Source organism: Brasilonema octagenarum UFV-OR1, from assembly GCF_963888615.1.
GTDB classification, from domain to species: Bacteria; Cyanobacteriota; Cyanobacteriia; order Cyanobacteriales; family Nostocaceae; genus Brasilonema; species Brasilonema sennae.
The window spans coordinates 23987-43011 of sequence record NZ_CAWPKW010000076.1 but is presented as its reverse complement, the minus strand read 5'-3'; the positions used below and the strand labels follow the sequence as shown (position 1 = coordinate 43011).

Below are 19025 nucleotides of genomic sequence, written 5' to 3'. Positions count from 1 at the left end.
AAATTTTTCTTTCTATCGTACGCTTTTCGCTGGATAGAATACACACAATTAAAAATTGTCAGAAGCTCCACTCAACACACAAGATAATATTTATTCATGGATATAAAACCAGGAACACTTTACGTTGTCGGCACACCTATTGGTAACCTGGAAGATATGACATTCCGGGCAGTGAAAGTTTTGCAGACAGTGGATATCATTGCGGCGGAAGATACACGCCACACTGGTAGATTGTTACAACATTTTCAAGTGAGAACGCCACAGGTAAGTTACCATGAACACAACCGTAGTAGTCGGATTCCAGAGTTATTAGAGGAACTCAGTAACGGGAAAGCGATCGCTCTGGTGACTGATGCAGGTATACCAGGAATTTCTGATCCTGGATATGAACTCATTAAAGTTTCTGTTGAGGCTGGGATAACAGTTGTGCCAATTCCTGGTGCAAATGCAGCAATGACTGCATTAAGTGCAGCTGGATTACCAACGGATAAATTTGTTTTTGAAGGATTTTTACCAGTTAAAAGTCAACAGAGGCGATCGCACTTAGAATTCCTAGCAACAGAACCTCGCACACTCATTTTCTACGAGTCTCCCCACCGCCTACGCGAAACTTTGGAAGATTTAGCAGAAGTCTTTGGAAACACTCGCCAAATTGTCATCGCGCGGGAGTTAACTAAATTGTATGAGGAATTTTTGCGGGGAAGTATTGAATCAGCAATTCTTCATTACAGCCAACGCGAACCTCAAGGTGAATACACTTTGGTTGTGGGAGGAACACCACCTACTCAACCGCAACTTTCAGAAGAAGAACTCAAAGCAGAGTTGCAAAAGATCATGAGTCAGGGAATATCGCGATCGCAAGCCAGCCGTCAGTTAGCAAAAGAAATTTCCTTTCCCCGTCGTCAATTATATCAATTAGCTCTTTCTATCAAAATGCCCGATCAAGATAGTCATTAGTCATCAATCTTCTTCTTCGGTGATTCCCTCTACTTTTCCGGTTCTCCTACTTTTGTAAAGGGGAGTTTCGCTCCCGGTTGCAGTCGCACTACAATCAGAGTATTGTTCATGAGGAAGAAGAATGACCCAGGTGCTTTTAGGAGACAATGAAGGAATTGATTCGGCTTTGCGTCGATTTAAACGGCAAGTTTCCAAAGCTGGAATCTTAGCTGATGTCAAGTTTCACAAACACTTTGAAACACCATTAGAAAAACGTAAACGCAAGGCTGTAGCTGCAAGACGCAAGCGAAGTATGAGATAAACCGAATTGGAACTGACGTTGCTTGACTACGTTCACGCTTGTTAGAGAAGCTTAAATAGATTCGGTAGCCTTGATACAAAAATTAGACAAGATGAATCGTACCCCGGTAGGGGTACGATCTAATTATTTTTCAAAACTATAGAATACGCCAGGTGAGTTAGAGACTCATGTATTATTTGTAATATTTGAAGTCAAGAACAGTCGCACTCAGCCCAACAATTCTACTTCTTTTTGAAATAGGTGAGCTAAGCTCACCTCTTCCAGTACTGGGAATGTCAAAAATACACGACTAAGATTGCGAACTATCAAAAGAGCGGCTGTTACAAATATTCATTGCCTTTTCCACTCCCGAATTCAGGCTGAGTTCTACGCATTCGCCCACAAACTGTAGTACAACAGAAACCATCTGATTTTCAGCAGCAGAAAATCGTCCTAAGACATGAGAAACAGTACCATGTTCGTCGTTACTCGCTGCATTTTTTGGTTTACCAATACCAATACGTAAACGAGGAAAGTTTTGTGTCCCAAGGTGTGCGATCGCGCTTTTCATACCGTTATGTCCTCCAGCGGAACCAGATAAGCGCAGGCGAGTTTTTCCCAAAGGCAAATCCATATCATCATAAATAACTAAAACCAATTCAGGTTGCAGCTTATACCAGCTTGTCACGGCTTGCATTGCTTGTCCTGAAAGATTCATATAAGTCAGTGGCTTCAACAAACGGATTTTATCTCTATTTGGTGCAATTCCTTCGCCATATTCGCCTTGAAACTTGCGATTTTCTGCCAAGGGAATCTTCCAAGAACGAGATAGCGCGTCTACAGCAGCAAAACCAATATTGTGGCGTGTTTGATCATACTTGGGTTCTGGGTTCCCCAACCCGACAATTAGCTGGGGAATGACCAAAGTTTTTTTAGCAACAGCTTCTGTCATTTTGCCTTCTGTCTAGCTTTTTTGGGCAGAACTCGCAGTGTCTTGCTCCAACTTAGTTGCTTCTATTTGCTTAGTTTCTGGTTGAGTTGTTTGCTTGGTATCTAGTTCAGCAGTCGTTTTCACTGCTTCTTGCAACTCAACTGCTTCTTTTTGAAACTCGTTTTGAAACTCGCTAGAAGCTTGTTGAAAACCGCGAATTGCTTTTCCTAGACTGCGACCAACTTCTGGTAGCTTTTTCGGACCAAAGATTAACAGTGCTACCACAAAGATTAAAGCCATTTCCGGCAAACCGATACCAAATACATTCATATTTTTCTCCAGTCACATCAAAAACCGCATTGGAAACCCACATATGTAGTTTAATCAATAGTTACCGTCATTGCTGCGATCATAATTTTAGTTACTTAATGCTCCAACAGCCGACTTACTTATCAAAATCCGACTTGAGCCGACTTGAAGATCCGACTTTGCCGACTTTGGTGGCGGAGTCTGAGGCAGTAAGTTTAGATCAGAGCAACTAAAGTTCAAATTTCTGAAGTTCTCAAAACACCACCCACATCTATATTCCGGAAGAAAGAACACCATGACTTAACATGAACTTACTAGGAAATACTCTTGGTTTTAATCCAAAAAAGAACTGGGAACTTTTTTAAGAAAACAATACTAACTACGTATGAAGTTGTGCTAAATAAAGCTTCCATAATAAAGTTGTAAGAACTCACACAAGCAAAAATTATAGTATAATTTTTGCGGAGTTATACGGTAAGGTGCAAGAACTGAGCCTCTGACTAGCGGCGAAAGTCTGTGCTAGCAACAAATCAAAGAAACACATTTTTTTCACTTTATGAAAATCTTGCTATATAACAGTTAGAAAAGTTACAAAATAAAAATGCAACCGGGGTCAAGAAAATTTACTTATGGCAATTGAAAAAACATTAGTCGAAACTTCCTTGAAATACTATCTCATCGCTTTTGATGCTAAAGGCAAAGAACGCCAAAACAATGGAGAGTTCATCAGCCAAAAGGTAATAGAGATCTTATCTAGCGCAAGAAAGTCTAAAGAGCCAATCACAGATGTCTTTTTGATGAGCCACGGATGGCAAGGTGACATTCCTGCAGCAAAAAACCAGTACGACAAATGGATTGCAGCTATGGCTAAAAACCAGGCTGATATTCAAAAAATGCAACAGTTGCGACCAGGATTTCGCCCCTTGTTGATTGGTCTACATTGGCCTAGTAAGCCTTGGGGAGATGAAGATCTCAATGCAGTGTCTCTAGACAAAACAATTGTGTCGTTTGACACTACAGATACTTCTCAAGAAGAATTAATCAATCAGTATGCTCAGAGCATTGCTGATACTGAAGCGGCAAGAGAAGCGCTCAGAACAATTTTTACAGCAGCGGGAGAATATGACGTTGCACCCGATACATTACCATCAGAGGTGCGTGAAGCCTACGAGGTTTTGATTAAGGAAGCATCTTTGAGTAGTGAAGGAGAAGATGCAGATGCATGGAGCGAAAACGAATCATTAAATCTAGATCCTGAAAGTATATATGAAGCTACCCTTGCAGAAGAAAACGAAGATGTCAGCTTCGGAATTGGGGATAGTGTGAAATCAGCCACAGATGCATTTTTGAACATTCCGAGATTGTTATCTTTCTGGAAGATGAAAGACCTCGCTCGGAAAATCGGTCAAACCACTGGTTTCAATTTGTTAAACAGACTTCAACAACTGACAGATAATACTGTAAGATTTCATCTGATGGGGCACAGTTTTGGATGTATTTTTGTCTCAGCTACCGTTGCAGGTACCAAAGACAATAACAAATTAGTCCGTCCAGTTAATTCTCTTGTCTTAATACAAGGTGCTCTATCACTGTGGTCTTTCTGCTCAAATGTCCCTTTTAGAAACAATCTTCCTGGTTACTTCCGCTCCATTATTACTGATGGTAAAGTTGCAGGGCCGATTGTTACTACCCAATCTGAGCATGATAAGGCTGTCAAGAATGCCTATCCTATGGCGGGAACACTCGGAATATTTAGGGAGCAAGATATAGACTTTGACCCTAATAGTGAGAGTACCCAGAAGGAATATCCCGGCGTAGGTGGCATTGGTTGTTATGGGATTCAGGGTGATGGTTTGGAAATTATTAACGATCCAAAAGGTATGCTACCCCTGGAACAATCCTACAATTTTCAATCAGGTAAAATTTACAACTTAGAAAGTAGTAAATATATTGTTGTCCCTCCGAGTCTACTAGATCTTTTCATAGGTGCTCACAACGCCATTGATAAACCGGAAGTCGCTCATGCAGTGTGGTCGGCAGCCTTTGGCAGTTAATGAAACAGTGTCTGTAAGTTGGAAATATAAGGATACACATAATATGAGCGTAGAACAGCTAACACAAGAGCTGTATTTCAATGGAATTGACGGTGCCTCAGGAGAGTATTTGCTACCTCCTTTGACACCTGAACAGGTTTCTAAGATTGCTCAAGGTGAAGAGTTTGACCCTGTAGAAATTAGTGAACTCAAGAAAAAGGATCTGCACGTCAAAGGTTTAGAACCTGATTTTGCACCGATAGAAGGAGTAGATCCTAAAGACCTCGCACAGACAGGTTGGGGAGTTATCTTCACCTATAATGCCGACCCAGCAATCAAAGAAGCGCTCAAAGAACTGTTAGAACATAGGCAAAGGCAAGCGACGAAAAATCACGAGAACTATTATCAGGAATACACTGGCCCCAAGGGTTATCGTCCTGGTGAGTCGAAAAATCAATTTTTGGCGCGTCATGGAGTCGGTCCTGGCCCTGCTGATCCAGAGAAAATGCCTTATTATCTGCTGATCGTTGGTGACCCAGAAAGCATTCCTTATCGTTTCCAGTATCAACTCGACGTACAGTATGCAGTGGGTCGAATTTACTTCGATACGCCGCAAGAATATGCTCAGTATGCTCGTAGTGTCGTCCAGGCTGAAACTGGTAATTTAAACCTGCCTCGCCGCGCTACCTTTTTCGGCGTCCGTACTCAGGGTGACGCAGCTACTGAACTCAGTGCTGAAAAATTGATTCAGCCTTTAGCTGATTGGATGGTGAGTTCCCAAAAACAGAATAATTGGACAGTAGAAACCTTACTAGCAGAAGAAGCCACAAAGGCGCGGTTGAGCAAATTGTTAGGAGGAGAGGAAACACCTGCTGTATTGTTCACTGCTAGTCATGGCATGGGTTTTCCTCATGGGGATGAAAGGCAACTACGTCATCAGGGCGCTTTACTTTGTCAGGACTGGCCCGGTAAAGCCCAGTGGGGCAATAAACCAATTCCCGAAGAATTTTACTTTTCTGCGGACGATATCGGTAACGATGCTCGTTTGCTAGGTCTAATTGCTTTTCACTTTGCTTGTTATGGTGCTGGTACGCCCCGTTTTGATGAATTTGGCCATAGAAAAAACTCAACGCAGAGGTTAGAAATTGCTCCCCATGCTTTTGTTGCTCCTCTACCCCGACGACTCCTCAGTCACCCCAATGGAGGTGCTTTGGCAGTCATCGGCCACGTAGAACGCGCTTGGGGTTGCTCTTTCGTCTGGGAAAAAACTGGTAAACAGTTAGCAGTTTTTCAAAGTACTCTAAAGCGACTGCTAGAAGGTCATCCTGTGGGGTCAGCTGTCGAGTATTTCAACGAACGCTATGCTGAACTTTCGTCTGATTTGAGTACAGAATTAGAAGAAATTAAGTATGGTGCGATCGCCAATCCAATAAATTTGTCTGGAATGTGGACAGCCAATAACGATGCTCGCAGTTATGCCATTATTGGCGACCCCGCAGTTAGGCTAGTTGTGGGTGATAGTTCCACAGGCGATCGCCCAGTAATAGAGACAATCAATTTACCGACTGCGCCTGCAACGCCTCAGACAGCCGATGCAAGCGCTATCCAGCAAGCCCAGACGAACTTGATTCAAGCACTAGAACAGTTTGTCAACACAGCCCAGCAAGCTTCAGATGACGATAAAGCAAAACTTCAGGCTGCGCTTTTAGCTATAACTAGTCTACGTGAAAGTCTGAATAAATTGAATTTAATTGATACCAATTCTCCATGATAGCTTGCCCGTAAAGTGCCAGAGATACGCCCAATTATATGAGGAACGAACCGCAAAGGACGCAAAGGACACAAAGAAAGAAAGAAAGAAGAAGTAAGAAAATTTGGCACAGCCTCACAAAGAAATAGTATGTGATATCAAATCCGTTTGTATCGGAATGATTTCTCCTTTCTCTCTGCCTCTGCGTTCTCTGCGCCTCTGCGGTTTTTTAATTATTCAGATTCAACCGGAAACGATATGAATTGGGGATCGAAAATTGAAAGATTTTATCACTAAATCTGTTTTCCAGTCCCCAGTCCTCAATAGCAAGTTAGCATTTACCAGTATTAAAGAGAACTCATGAACACTTTCGAGATTACCATCCAACGCAAATCAGGAGATAGCTGGCCAATTGTCGTAGAACACACTCAACCAGGCGTTCTTTTACCATTGCGGTTGGAAGGTAATCTCTGTTTGAGTGCTGAAGATTTGCAGCATTTGACTAGTCTTCAAGGGCAAGTACGAGATTACGGTACATTCTTGGGTAAAGCGCTGTTACGAGACGAAGTGCGTGATGGATTTATCCGGGCACTGAGTCAGAATCAGCAAACAGTGCGGGTGTTACTGTTTATTGAAGCTATTGATAAACAACTGCGAACTTTACGTTGGGAAAGACTATGTGCTCCCATTGATGGCGAATGGCAAATCTTAGCACTTAACCAAAGAGTGCCTTTCTCTTTTTATATTCCTGCGATTACCGACCGACTGTTTCCTGCCATCGGGCGGCGAGATTTAAAGGCGCTGGTACTAGTGGCTAGTCCCTTGGATTCTCGTAGGTATAAATTAGATACATTTGATGTGGAAGCTACTGTCAAGAGCGTGCGCGTAGCTTTGGGTGATATTCCTACCGATGTGTTAGCAACAGTTGACGGTGCTATTGGCTTACCTACCCTAGATGAACTTTGCGCTCAACTAACCGATCGCACAAAGCAGTATACAATGCTGCATTTTGTTAGCCACGGTAAAGTCATGGATGATGGTGAAACCCTCCTCTACTGGTCAAAAGATGATAATACAGTTGAGGTGGTGACAGCCACAAAGTTAATAGAAAGAGTTCGCCAGTTACGAGGTGCTAGAGGGCTACCTCATTTTACTTTTCTCTGTACTTGTGAGAGTGCCAGCCCAGAAGCAGAAGGAGCATTAGGGGGATTAGGGCAGCGATTGGTGCGAGATTTGGGGATGCCTGCGGTGGTGGCGATGACGGAGAAAGTCACTATCAAGACGGCTCAGGCACTAACAGAGAAATTTTACTACCAATTGAGACAATCGGGGGAAGTAGACTCAGCATTGCATGAGGCGACAGCAACTCTTGCAGAACGTGGCGATGTGACTGTACCGGCACTGTTCAGCCGTTTGGGAGGACGACCCTTATTTAGCGACCAGCTTGACCGAAAACTGACCAACGCGGAAATTCAGTATGGTTTAGAACGGCTTGTGCAGTTGTTACCAGAGCGATCGCCTGTCCTCGAAAAGAAGTTTGCACAGCTAGAGGGGCAGCTCAAAAATACCCTGGGAGCAGATGCCACAGCTTTGAGCAAAGAAGTCCTCAAAGAACGAGAACAAACTTTAGAAGAAGTTAACAACCTCTGTGAGGAAATCGTTGACCTCAACTTCAACGCTTTGGCATTAGGTCAGCAACCACCAATCTATGATTCTCGTTGCCCGTTTCTCGGTCTGTATCCTTTCCGAGTCGAAAACCGCGAATTTTTCTTTGGGCGAGAAGAATTAATTGCCCAACTGCAACAAAAGCTCACTGAACACAACTTTTTAGCCGTATTAGGCGGTTCTGGCAGTGGTAAGTCATCGTTGGTGTTAGCAGGCTTGATCCCGTTGCTACAGGAAAAACAGACTGGTTTGGTCTCAGTATACATGACACCGAGTAGTAACCCGATCGAACAACTGGAAACTAGTCTGTCCGAAGTCATAGCACAATCTGCAATATTAGTCATCGACCAATTTGAGGAATTGTTTACCCTCTGTACTGATGAAGCCGAGAGGGTGAGTTTCATCGAAAAATTGTTAAGCCTGATTCCACACCAAAAAGTCGTCATTACTATGCGGGCAGACTTTTGGGGCGAATGTGCGCCCTATCGCAATTTGAAAGATTTGATGGAAGCGAGGCAAAAACTAATTGGTCCGATGGATGCTGCCCAATTGCGCAAAGCGATGGAAATGCAAGCTGCGAAGGTAGGGTTACGGTTTGAAGCAGGCTTGAGCAACTTGATTCTGGATAATGTGCAAGGTGAACCAGGAGCAATGCCACTACTGCAACATGCATTGCTGGAGATGTGGAAGCACCGACATGGTAGATGGTTGCGGACTGTGGAGTATGAGGCTATTGGTGGTGTGAATAAGGCGATCGCTCAAACTGCCGATGATGTTTACAATAGTTTGTCACCCGCAGAACAAGACCAAGTTAAGAATATTTTCATCCGCTTGACACGTTTGGATGAAAATGCATTACAAGGAGAGAAACGTCGTGACACCCGACAGCGAGTTTGGTTAGATGAACTGGTACCTGCGGGTGGTGATTTGGCAACTACTAAGCGGTTGGTGCAGCGGTTGGCGGGTGAAGGGGCGCGATTAGTAGTTACAAGTGTAGACGGATCGACAAATCGTGAAGAGGTGGAGATAGCACATGAAGCCTTAATCCGCCACTGGCCGAGGTTGCTGCAGTGGTTAGATGATAATCGAATAAACTTACAACTACGCAAAAATATACGTGATGCAGCTTTGGATTGGGAAAAGCAGCAAAAAAGCGAGGATTATTTGACGCATGATGAAGGAGGAAGATTAAAAGAAGCTCAGGAGTTAGCGAAAAATACGAGTTTTCTAAACAAGTTAGAGACTGAGTATGTGACTGCTTGTACAGAAAAAAGCGATCGCCAAGAAAGAGAAAAAGAAGCCCGTCGCCGTCGCGAAATCAGGACAGCTTGGGGAATAGCTGGCGGATCATTAATCGCTTTAATTCTGACTGCTGGCTTGGGAATTCTTTCTTTCCATCGCAAACAACAAGCGGAAATAACTCAAGCCAATGTTCTAGTTCGATCTTCCTCGTCACTGTTTGATTCTCATAAAGAATTGGATGCTCTGATCCAACAGATTAAGGCAGGAAAGATTTTGAAAGAACACAAAGTAAGCGAGCCTTTGCTTGTAACAACGTTGCAAAAAGCAGTTTATGGAGTCAAAGAGCGCAATCGCTTGACTAGTCATAAGGATACGGTGAATAAGGTCGTCTTCAGTCCCAACGGCGAAACCATTGCCACTGCAAGTTCTGACAAAACGGTCAAACTTTGGAATCTTCAAGGTAAGGAACTGCACACCCTCATTGGGCATCAGGGTTTTGTCAATGATGTCGTCTTCAGCCCTGACGGCGAAACCATTGCCACTGCAAGTTTTGATAAAACGGTCAAACTTTGGAATCTTCAAGGTAAAGAACAGCAAACCCTTACTGGGCATAAGCTAGGTGTCAATAGCATTGTCTTCAGCCCCGACGGCAAAACCCTTGCCACAGCAAGTTCCGACAACACCGTCAAACTTTGGAACCGCGAAAGTAAGCAACCGGGTACCCTCCCGCATGAGGCTAGCGTCACTAGGGGTGTCTTCAGCAAGGAACCGCGTACCCTCCCGCATGAGGATCAAGTCACTAAAGTTGTCTTCAGCCCCGACCACGGCAAAAGCATTGTCACTGTTAGTAGTCAGAAGAGCAAAATCGTCACATTTTGGAACCTTACAGATAATCAGTCAAAGATAGACCTCTCTGGGGATGAGGGTACTATGGTCAATGATGTCGTCTTCAGCTCTGACGGGAAAACCCTTGCCATTTCTGGTGAAAACAACAAGGTCAAACTCTGGAACGTTGAGAACCTTGAAAGTAAGGAACAACAGATCCTTCCCGGAAAGAAAGTCGTCTTCAGCCGCAACGGCAAAACCCTTGCCACTGCTAATGACGACACGGTAACACTCTGGAACTTAGAGGAGAAGAAACCGCAGACCCTTCTTGGAACGAAAGTCGTCTTCAGCGCTGATGATAAAACTCTTGCCACTACAAGTTCCGACAACACCGTCAAACTTTGGAACCGCAAACGTGAGCAAGTGGGCACCCTCATTGGGCATCAGGATGTTGTCAGTAGCGTTGTCTTCAGCCCTGACGGCAAAACCATTGCCACTGCAAGTTTGGACAAAACGGTCAAACTTTGGAACCAGGAAGGTAAAGAACGGAAAACCCTTACTGGGCATCAGGATGTTGTCAATGATGTCGTCTTCAGCCCCGACGGCAAAATCCTTGCTAGTGCTAGTCTTGACAAAACGATCAAACTTTGGAACCTTGAAACTAACGAACCGCCGCGTACCCTCTCTGGGCATAGTAGCGATGTTTTTAGCGTCGTCTTCAGCCCCGACGGCAAAACCCTTGCCACTGCTAGTCTTGACAACACAGCCAAACTCTGGAACCTCAAAGGTGAGCTACTGCACACCCTCTCTCTTTCTGAGTATGATCACAAAGGACCCCGTAGCGTCGTCTTCAGCCACGACGGCAAAACCCTTGCCACTGTTGCAGGTTTTAGCATTATTCTGCGGGATTTCGATTTAGATACGCTAATGAGCAGTGCTTGTGATTCGGTGGGGGATTATCTGAAGTATAGCAAAGAGGTAGAAGACAGCGATCGCCACCTTTGCGATGGTATTGGAACAGCCCACTAACAACTGACAAAAAAACCCGGACGAAAGCCGGGTGTGGAGTAACACAGTGTTATCCAGGTTTTTGGACTAGGAACATTATTTAACGCCCAAAGCCCGCCAGTCAACCAAAACATCTTGGATCGTGAAGGACTTGTTATAGAGTTGCAGAATAATCAACAGAAACACGAAAAATAGCAAAATAAAAACAGCCATCACGGGGGTAGTACCCCAACCTGGAGTCACTTTACCATACTCAGAGTTTAAAGGTTTGAGGATATCTCCCAATTGCGTCCTTTGTGCCATAGTTCACCTAAGATGAGTTGCCAAAGCATTTTTTAATCTTCTGTAATATTCTATAGGAATAGGACACATAATCGATACTTGTCATGGAACCCGCAATAGTTCTTAGTATTTCTGTCGGCGCTGTTGTGATCTTCATTACGGCGTTCTCCATCTACACCTCTTTTGGCCCTCCTGGTAAGGAATTGAGCGATCCCTTTGAAGATCACGAAGATTAGATTTCATGGGTTTGTGATTGTGTTTTACACAATCACAAACCCCTCAGCTAACCCTAAAGCTGCTAATTTTCCAGGGTTGAATCGTAAAGATTTGTTGCCCAGATGAGAATTCGGGTGTGGGCAAAGAGTGCTCTAATAAGTCCACTGACTCTCCCAGAGTCAACCCTAAATCACTTTGCAACTGCAAATCGGCTGTCTGTCCGTGACATTCGTAACATCGGAGAATCCATTGTTTTGGGTTGTCTTCTGCTTGCTTAAACGCCATTAATATTAAGTTCTCAGCCGACAAATCTAAGAAGCTACCAACTGGTGGTAAAGACTTGTTGTTCTGGTGATGCTTAGAACTCAACATCATTACTTCCATTGGTAGATGCAATTCATAACCGTGTCTGACTGTATGGGCTGATTCCCAGCTACCAGCATGAGGATACAAAGCATAAGTAAATTCATGAAATCCTTTGTCTGCTTCCTCGTCAGGCCAATTTGGACTGCGTAACAGACTTAAGCGTAATTGATTGGATTGGCTGTCGTACCCATACTTACAATCGTTTAACAGACTAACACCGTATGTATGATCGTTGTTAACGGTGGCGGGAGTTGTCAAATCTGCCCAACGTAAAGCCGGGACTTCCCATTTCGCCTTTTCTGCTGGAGTTTCGGGTTTGGTCGGACGGCGAATCGTCCCACAAGGAATTTCATAAGTGGCAAAGTCTGCCTCTAGATTCAAAGGAAAAGCAGCTTTCATCAAACAGTTACGTTCCTGCCAGTTCACAGTCGTGACGATTTTCAAGATTGGCGAACGCCCTTGTAATATGTAATCACAGCAAAACTCTGATTCACCCAGCTGGCGCACCACACGCAGACGAGTTTGCACAAGTCCTGTTTCGAGCCACTCAATAGATTTTAGCTGCGTTGGTGGTAAGGGATGCTCAGAATAATTAGGGTCAATATTCCAAGCATCCCAATATTGACCACTATCTTGGAAAGCTTGTAATTGATTTCCAGCACAACTGAGAACTTCTCTATCATTAACTTTGTCAAAAAGAATCGACAAATGACCAGTTTCTTCGTCAACAGTTACCCGCAAAAACTCATTTTCAAAACTCAATCTTTTTCGCTCAAAATGTTCTTGCTTTCGCAAACTTGAATTGGTATCATCAGACTGGGTTATGTTATAGCCTTTTTTAGGCAGTTGAGGACAAAGCCAAAAAACGCGATAGCCAACAGAGGGGACATCGGTTGCTATAAACAGCAGCTTTGAGTCGTTGCTCAGTTGGGAAGGCAAAAGTTCTCCTTCAAGATTATAAACGCAAGCACAAGAGTGAGGTAATGGTAGCTCAACAGCGACAACCGAAGAGCGCTGCCAATTCAGGGAGTTATAGACGAAAATTGGTACAGCATCGGGTTGGGGCGGCTCGCTTAAGTTTATTTGGGATGCAAGATCACTCAAAGACTCCTGCAATATCTCATTGCCAACTTTCTCCACCTCCTGCCAAGTTGGAAGCGCATCCGCATAAACTTGATTAATCGAAGAACCAGGCAGAATATCGTGAAACTGATTAAATAAGACCTTTTTCCACGCCGCTTCTAGTTCAGCTTTCGGATATGTCACCCCAGAGCTAATTGTTGCCAAAGCCGCAAACAGTTCTGCTTGGTACAATAATCCTTCACAACGACGATTCCAACGTTTTTGGTCAGCGTGGGTGGTATAACAGCCGCGATGGAATTCTAGATAAAGTTCGTCCTCCCAAGTGGGGAAGGAGGGAGGGGAAGCAGGGGAGGCTGGGGGAGAATTATTTTCTTGTCTATTCTTGATTTGCTGTAGATAATTTTCGGCAGTCGTAAATTCTAGCTTCGGGAACAAAGAAGATTTTTGCCAACGCTGGGCAGTTTCTAACATATCACGAGTGGGACCGCCACCGTGGTCACCCACGCCAGGAAGCCAAAGGGCGTCAGAAAGACCTGTTTGAGTTTGCCATTCACACGCGTAGGATGCCATTTTAACAGGATCGATACCTTCACCAACAAGGGCAGACATATAGCTAAAGACTTCACTACCGTCAGGCGATCGCCACCAAAAAGCACCATAATCAAACTTCGTCGTATCATTCCAGCGCAACTTCTGAGTCACGAAATACTCAACACCAGCACTTGCGAAAAACTGCGGCAAAGTTGCACAAAAACCGAAACTATCTGGTACCCATACAACAGAAGAAAGCTTGCCAAACTTCTCCAACACATAACGCTGACCATACAACAACTGACGAACAATAGATTCACCTGCAATTAAATTCAGTTCCGGTTCAACCCAAAAACCTCCCACAACTTCCCAACGCCCAGCTTTTACCGCTTCTTGAATCGCATCAAACAAATCCGGGCGATGCTCTTCAATCCAAGCATAAAGCACCGGCGAAGAATGACAAAAAATCAACTCTGGAAAATCTTGCTGAAGTTTAAGAACCGACTCAAAAGTACTTTGTGCAGCCTTCCAAGTTTCACTCACAGGCCAAAGCCATGCCAAGTCAAGATGAGCATGACCTAATAAGTAAATTTTTGAATCAAGATTTTGAATCTTCGATTCCAGCAACCTCTGACGAAGAGCAAAAAGTAATTTCTCAAACTCTTTCTTATCTTCCTTGGCGTCCTTCGCGTCTTGGTGAGTCCAGCCCCCGTCTTGGCGGCTTCCGTCACGTTCGCGTAGCGTCTGCGCAGGAGTTTGGGGGATTGGCGACCCGAAGGGCAACAGGATACATTGTATGAAATGTCACAAAACAACCTGATTAATGTTTCGCCTTATACTTGTAAGTTTTCCCACCCGCCTGAGGTGAAAATAAGGAGTGAAGCGCGTTTGCGCCGCGCCCCCTAGGGGCGCTTTGTACCGTAGGCTGGGAGGGAAGGAGGGCTACTTGATTGTGAATTAAAAACAGCAGAGTGCTGTTGTATTGGACTCAAGGCAGAATTTTTCAAACTGAGAAACTGTACCAAACTCAATCGTAAGGGTTCTTGACTGATAGCGTTGACGTAATTGGCACTCAAGTAGCGACGGTAACTTGGTTGATTAGCAACGTAGGTTTCAAAGAAGGGAAGACTCAAAGCCCTGACATATCGCTGTGCTAATGCAGGACTCGGACCAATCACCTGTTCGGGAACGGGTACACCAGAACTTTGTGATTCTCCAATTGTTGAGAAGTGGGTAGCACCATTAATTAAGACTAAATATTTATTTAGGGTGGTTAACCAGGTGAAGGGTTCAATTTGTTCTGGAAATGCTGGAGCTATTGTATCGGCAGTGCCAGCCATAATCATTATAGGAATTTTAATTTGGCTGATACTGTCTTGCCCCATAATAGTGCTGTCAATCGGGTTAATGGCGATCGCCGCTTTAACTCGTGAATCAGATAAGTTATATGTACTAGATTGTGGTAAACTCACAGCCAAGCACTGAAGTAACAGTGAAAGATTAGCCTTATCTGGTGAACTTGGGCAGTTTTTTTCTAGTTGCTTAAAATTAATTGGTGCTCCTGCTAATGCTAAAGCTGTGTAACCACCAAAGGATTGACCGACTACGCCGACTTGTTCCAAATTCAAGCGCCCTTTGTATGCAGGGTCGGTTTGAGATAGGTTCGTCAGTTGATTCAACAAATACTTTACATCCAAAGGGCGGTCAATAAATTCTCTTGGACTTGTGACTTCCGCCGCCCTACCTGATAATAAAGCTTGCAACTGTTTGGCATCACTACCGGGATGTTCTGGAACAGCAACGACAAACCCATAAGAAGCAAGGTTTTGAGCAAGGTAAGCATAACTGCTACGATCAGAACCAAGTCCGTGGGAGATGACAATAACTGGACGAAAGCCAGATACATCTGGTAGATAAATGTCAGCAGGAAAAATGCGATTACGAGATGTGTCGTTGAGCGTAATAGTCCGCTTCTGCCAACGATATTTTCCTGATCGTGGCAGATCTGTGAGTGAAATCTTATCTGAAGTAGAGGCATTTGCTGTATCCGACGACTGCTTGTTGATCAGTGCGATGGCCTGTTGAGTCTGATTGACTATATTTTGGAATGCCTCTGCTATTTGCAAACCGCGAGCTAAATTTATCGAAATCGTTCTTGAGGGAAACCTGCGTAGTATATTTAATAAAGTGAAATTTTTTGGATCGGCGGCTGCAAGAATCAGTGCTCCTCGAATTGCATAGAACCCGTTAATGTGAGATTCTTGCTGTACGACTTCTCCGAAATCTGCTAACACTCTTTCGCCGATCGGTGTATAAAGAAACTGCGAAACCTGTACAGCATTTAGGGGAATGGGAGTCAGCAACAATTGCGGCAGTTGCTTTAGTTGCTCTTTACCTGCATACTCAACATACACAGCTAGGTCATCATCTATTTTACCTGTCTTGGCATAGGTTTCTAGAGAATCAATCGAAATAGAGCGAGACACAGCACCATAGGAAAGAGTCAACCGCTCTGCACTTAAGCTAGGACGAGCGGTTAGAGTAGGAATTAACCCAATACTGAGAATCCCCAAGGCGATTTGTCGCAAAATGGATTGCTTGCTGATCAAACGAGTATGAGGACGCAACCGGGTAACTTTGGGGATAGGAGGCGAAATCGGCGAGCAATTCATGAATATCACCAAGCGCTTCTTTAGCAATTTTACTAAATTAAGCTTATGCTGCTTATCAATACTATCGTTGGGAATATTCTTTTGTTAACCACAAATGTTCTCTGTGGTCATTCAATTTTGGATTTTAGATTTTAGATTTTAGATTTTAGATGAATCGCACAGACAGATCCGAGGCTTGGGAATTTTGAATTTTGGATTGGTTCCACAGTCACAAAGGAAATTTCTTTGCTTGTGAAACCACTACAGCAGGATATAGCCGTTGCCAGGTAGATTAGGACATGAACTCATGAAAAATATGGACATTACGAGACTTTCAAACTTCTTGACAAGGTAAGTATTTCTTCCCTGTTGCCTGTTCCCTGTTAAGCGTTCCCTGTTCCCTACCTTTACGAGTCAATTCACCAAATCAAACCGGATTCCTATACATTTACACCTTTGGGATACTCCCGTTTTTTATGAGAATAGCATATATAATTTTGGCGCATAAATATCCAGAACAATTAGTACGTCTTATTTCTAAACTAAACACAGATGACGTTTCATTTTTTATACATATAGATCAAAAAACAGAGCAGAAAATTTATCATCAGATAGTGACTCAACTCAAGGATTTTCCAAATGTCTCTTTCATAAAGAGATACCATTTAGGATGGGGAGGTTTTGATATTATCAGAGCTAGTCTTGAAGGAATAAAATCAATAGTTGAAACGGGTAAGTACTTCGATTATGTTATATATTTCTCAGGTCAAGACTATTTGATCAAGTCAAATGAACAGATTAAAAAGTTTTTCCAACAGAATAATGGTAAAGAATTTATAGAGTATTTTCCATTACCTTGTAGTATATGGTACAAGGGAGGCTTAACAAGATTAGAATCTTGGTATATTCGTTGGAAAGATAAGGAGTTTTTTATTCCGCAAAAGCGTGAGTTTAAATCTCCTATTAACTCTTTGTTATATTCATTGTTGATTTTGCTTTTACCGAAAAGACCTAAATTGCCTGAAGGATTTGCTCTTTATGGAGGATCAGCATTTTGGTGCTTAACAGGAGAATCTACAAAATGGATAAATAATTTTGTTAAGCAAAACCCCAAGTTTGTTAATAGTTTTAATTACACTTATTGTCCAGATGAATTGTTTTACCAGATTTTAATTGCAAATTCCCCTTTTAAGGAAAAAATTATTAACACTAGCTTGACCTATCTAGAGTGGCCGAAGGATGATTCCCTTCACCCCAAAATTTTAGAAAAAAAGGATTTTGAGAAAATTAGGGAATCAGAAAAATTATTTGCTAGGAAGTTTGATCTGACTATAGATGCAAATATATTAGACATGATTGATAAAAGAATATTAAGCGAATCTGAAAAAATCAAATAAATTTGTAATTCTGGTCGCATCAGGATAAATGATTAATGTTCCCGAGCAACATGAGACATTTGTTCTAGAAGCCCCATATCCAAATTTTAGGAAAAGAGTTTTCATGCTTTTAGAAGCGGGTGAAAAATAGTGCGAATGCTATATTAAAGGCAAAGCTATGTGCTGACGTTTTGAGGAAAAGGCAATGACGACAACACTATCTGCGCCTCATTCTATTGAGTCCTTGCTAGGCAAAGAAGCAGAAGACTTGCTCACCTATAAGGCAAAAGTTTCTAAGGATTTACTACATTTGCCAGGACCAGATTTTGTGGATCGAGTTTGGTTGAACAGCGATCGCAACCCCCAAGTTTTGCGTAATCTCCAAACACTATACTCCACAGGACGACTGGGAAATACTGGCTACCTCTCTATTCTGCCAGTAGACCAGGGGATTGAACACTCAGCCGGTGCGTCATTTGCACCCAATCCCATCTACTTTGATCCAGAAAATATTCTTAAGCTGGCAATAGCAGCAGGCTGCAACGCTGTTGCGACCACATTGGGAGTTTTAGGTTCAGTTTCACGCAAATATGCTCACAAGATTCCCTTTATAGTCAAACTCAACCACAACGAACTGCTAACTTTCCCCAATCAATCTGACCAAGTTTTGTTTGCTTCAGTTGAACAAGCTTGGAATTTGGGTGCAGTTGCTGTGGGTGCGACTATTTATTTTGGATCGGAAAACTCCACCCGCCAAATTCAGGAAATTAGCCAAGCCTTCAAACGCGCTCATGATTTGGGGATGGTGACGATTCTTTGGTGCTATCTGCGGAACAACGCTTTCAAGCAAGACAAAGATTATCACCTCGCGGCTGATCTGACAGGACAAGCGAATCATCTGGGTGTGACAATTGAAGCTGACATTATTAAACAAAAGTTGCCTGAAAATAACAACGGCTACGGAGCAGTAGCCAAGGCGACTGGTAAGAGTTACGGTAAAACCAATGAGCGGGTTTACACAGATTTGACAACCGACCACCCAATCGATTTAACTCGTTATCAGGTACTCAACTGTTATTGTGGACGTGCAGGACTGATTAACTCTGGTGGCGCGTCTGGAAAAAATGACTTTGCAGAAGCTGTTCGGACTGCGGTGATTAACAAACGCGCTGGTGGAACAGGATTAATTTCTGGACGCAAAACATTCCAACGTCCGTTTGAGGAAGGAGTGAAATTGTTTCACGCGATTCAGGATGTTTATCTGTCTGATGCGGTGGCGATCGCCTAGGGCAGAGCTACGCTTAACGCCTAGGGTAGAACTACGCTTAACGCCTAAACGACTCTCAGACGAACGTGTCCGCCTGCGATTCAAATCGCAGGCTAATAGCCAAAGTCCTCTCAAGAGGACTAAATGCTTTAGGTGTAAAATATGCGGGTAGCGTGTAGTTTCTCAAAAATTTGCTCGTAACAAAGCGCAGCGTGGAGATGATGACTAAGCAATTGAGAATGTGAAATGTAAA

At 43.3% G+C, this 19025-nt stretch carries 13 protein-coding genes; 8 read left to right on the top strand and 5 right to left on the bottom strand.

Annotated elements, in window-relative coordinates:
* Nucleotides 1-96: 96 nt before the first annotated feature.
* On the top strand, nt 97-957 hold the full coding sequence (rsmI, locus tag AC5590_RS05780) for a 16S rRNA (cytidine(1402)-2'-O)-methyltransferase (RefSeq protein ID WP_169263321.1): 861 nt from the start codon (nt 97-99) through the stop codon (nt 955-957).
* Nucleotides 958-1078: 121 nt separating this feature from the next.
* A complete protein-coding gene (gene rpsU / locus AC5590_RS05775; RefSeq protein ID WP_169263320.1) occupies nt 1079-1258 on the top strand; it encodes a 30S ribosomal protein S21 in 180 nt (59 codons plus the stop codon).
* Nucleotides 1259-1547: 289 nt separating this feature from the next.
* Here the strand turns inward: rpsU and pth are convergent, their stop codons facing one another.
* Nucleotides 1548-2189, bottom strand: a complete 642-nt coding sequence (gene pth / locus AC5590_RS05770) for an aminoacyl-tRNA hydrolase (RefSeq protein WP_169263319.1) — start codon at nt 2187-2189, stop codon at nt 1548-1550.
* Nucleotides 2190-2201: 12 nt separating this feature from the next.
* The gene (locus AC5590_RS05765; RefSeq protein ID WP_169263318.1) at nt 2202-2498 is read right to left on the bottom strand and encodes a TatA/E family twin arginine-targeting protein translocase; all 297 of its coding nucleotides are present in this window, start codon (nt 2496-2498) and stop codon (nt 2202-2204) included.
* A gap of 608 nt (nt 2499-3106) precedes the next feature.
* Between AC5590_RS05765 and AC5590_RS05760 the strand changes: the two genes are divergently transcribed.
* The 3 genes from AC5590_RS05760 to AC5590_RS05750 all read left to right on the top strand — a co-directional run bounded on the left by AC5590_RS05760 (nt 3107) and on the right by AC5590_RS05750 (nt 11021).
* Nucleotides 3107-4531: a hypothetical protein gene (locus tag AC5590_RS05760; RefSeq protein WP_169263317.1), complete on the top strand. Its 1425-nt coding sequence runs from the start codon at nt 3107-3109 to the stop codon at nt 4529-4531.
* A gap of 43 nt (nt 4532-4574) precedes the next feature.
* Complete coding sequence (locus AC5590_RS05755) at nt 4575-6281, top strand: C25 family cysteine peptidase (RefSeq protein WP_169263316.1); 1707 nt, start codon at nt 4575-4577, stop codon at nt 6279-6281.
* A gap of 339 nt (nt 6282-6620) precedes the next feature.
* Entirely contained in the window at nt 6621-11021 is a 4401-nt protein-coding gene (locus tag AC5590_RS05750; protein WP_169263315.1) for an nSTAND1 domain-containing NTPase, read from the top strand.
* 75 nt (nt 11022-11096) lie between these two features.
* On the opposite strand, the gene psbH is transcribed toward AC5590_RS05750, so the two are convergent.
* The gene (gene psbH, locus AC5590_RS05745; protein WP_169263314.1) at nt 11097-11303 is read right to left on the bottom strand and encodes a photosystem II reaction center phosphoprotein PsbH; all 207 of its coding nucleotides are present in this window, start codon (nt 11301-11303) and stop codon (nt 11097-11099) included.
* An 83-nt stretch (nt 11304-11386) separates the two neighbouring features.
* Between psbH and psbN the strand changes: the two genes are divergently transcribed.
* A complete protein-coding gene (psbN, locus tag AC5590_RS05740) occupies nt 11387-11518 on the top strand; it encodes a photosystem II reaction center protein PsbN (protein WP_169263313.1) in 132 nt (43 codons plus the stop codon).
* Between the two features lie 43 nt (nt 11519-11561).
* On the opposite strand, the gene AC5590_RS05735 is transcribed toward psbN, so the two are convergent.
* Together AC5590_RS05735 and AC5590_RS05730 are read right to left on the bottom strand one after the other, a co-directional pair.
* Nucleotides 11562-14261 (bottom strand): alpha-mannosidase, encoded by a 2700-nt coding sequence (locus AC5590_RS05735; RefSeq protein ID WP_248277134.1) that lies wholly within the window; start codon nt 14259-14261, stop codon nt 11562-11564.
* 119 nt (nt 14262-14380) lie between these two features.
* Nucleotides 14381-16150, bottom strand: a complete 1770-nt coding sequence (locus AC5590_RS05730; protein ID WP_169263312.1) for an alpha/beta hydrolase — start codon at nt 16148-16150, stop codon at nt 14381-14383.
* 455 nt (nt 16151-16605) lie between these two features.
* On the opposite strand from AC5590_RS05730, the gene AC5590_RS05725 reads away from it, so the two are divergent.
* Nucleotides 16606-17526 (top strand): beta-1,6-N-acetylglucosaminyltransferase, encoded by a 921-nt coding sequence (locus AC5590_RS05725; protein WP_169263311.1) that lies wholly within the window; start codon nt 16606-16608, stop codon nt 17524-17526.
* Nucleotides 17527-17710: 184 nt separating this feature from the next.
* Entirely contained in the window at nt 17711-18793 is a 1083-nt protein-coding gene (locus tag AC5590_RS05720; RefSeq protein WP_169263310.1) for a class I fructose-bisphosphate aldolase, read from the top strand.
* Nucleotides 18794-19025: the final 232 nt, after the last annotated feature.

Coding starts and splice junctions, on each gene's coding strand:
- rpsU (WP_169263320.1), top strand. CDS start 1,079: ATGACCCAGGTGCTTTTAGGAGACAATGAAGGAATTGATTCGGCTTTG.
- AC5590_RS05725 (WP_169263311.1), top strand. CDS start 16,606: ATGAGAATAGCATATATAATTTTGGCGCATAAATATCCAGAACAATTA.
- pth (WP_169263319.1), bottom strand. CDS start 2,189: ATGACAGAAGCTGTTGCTAAAAAAACTTTGGTCATTCCCCAGCTAATT.
- AC5590_RS05765 (WP_169263318.1), bottom strand. CDS start 2,498: ATGAATGTATTTGGTATCGGTTTGCCGGAAATGGCTTTAATCTTTGTG.
- rsmI (WP_169263321.1), top strand. CDS start 97: ATGGATATAAAACCAGGAACACTTTACGTTGTCGGCACACCTATTGGT.
- psbH (WP_169263314.1), bottom strand. CDS start 11,303: ATGGCACAAAGGACGCAATTGGGAGATATCCTCAAACCTTTAAACTCT.
- psbN (WP_169263313.1), top strand. CDS start 11,387: ATGGAACCCGCAATAGTTCTTAGTATTTCTGTCGGCGCTGTTGTGATC.
- AC5590_RS05730 (WP_169263312.1), bottom strand. CDS start 16,150: ATGAATTGCTCGCCGATTTCGCCTCCTATCCCCAAAGTTACCCGGTTG.
- AC5590_RS05720 (WP_169263310.1), top strand. CDS start 17,711: ATGACGACAACACTATCTGCGCCTCATTCTATTGAGTCCTTGCTAGGC.
- AC5590_RS05750 (WP_169263315.1), top strand. CDS start 6,621: ATGAACACTTTCGAGATTACCATCCAACGCAAATCAGGAGATAGCTGG.
- AC5590_RS05760 (WP_169263317.1), top strand. CDS start 3,107: ATGGCAATTGAAAAAACATTAGTCGAAACTTCCTTGAAATACTATCTC.
- AC5590_RS05755 (WP_169263316.1), top strand. CDS start 4,575: ATGAGCGTAGAACAGCTAACACAAGAGCTGTATTTCAATGGAATTGAC.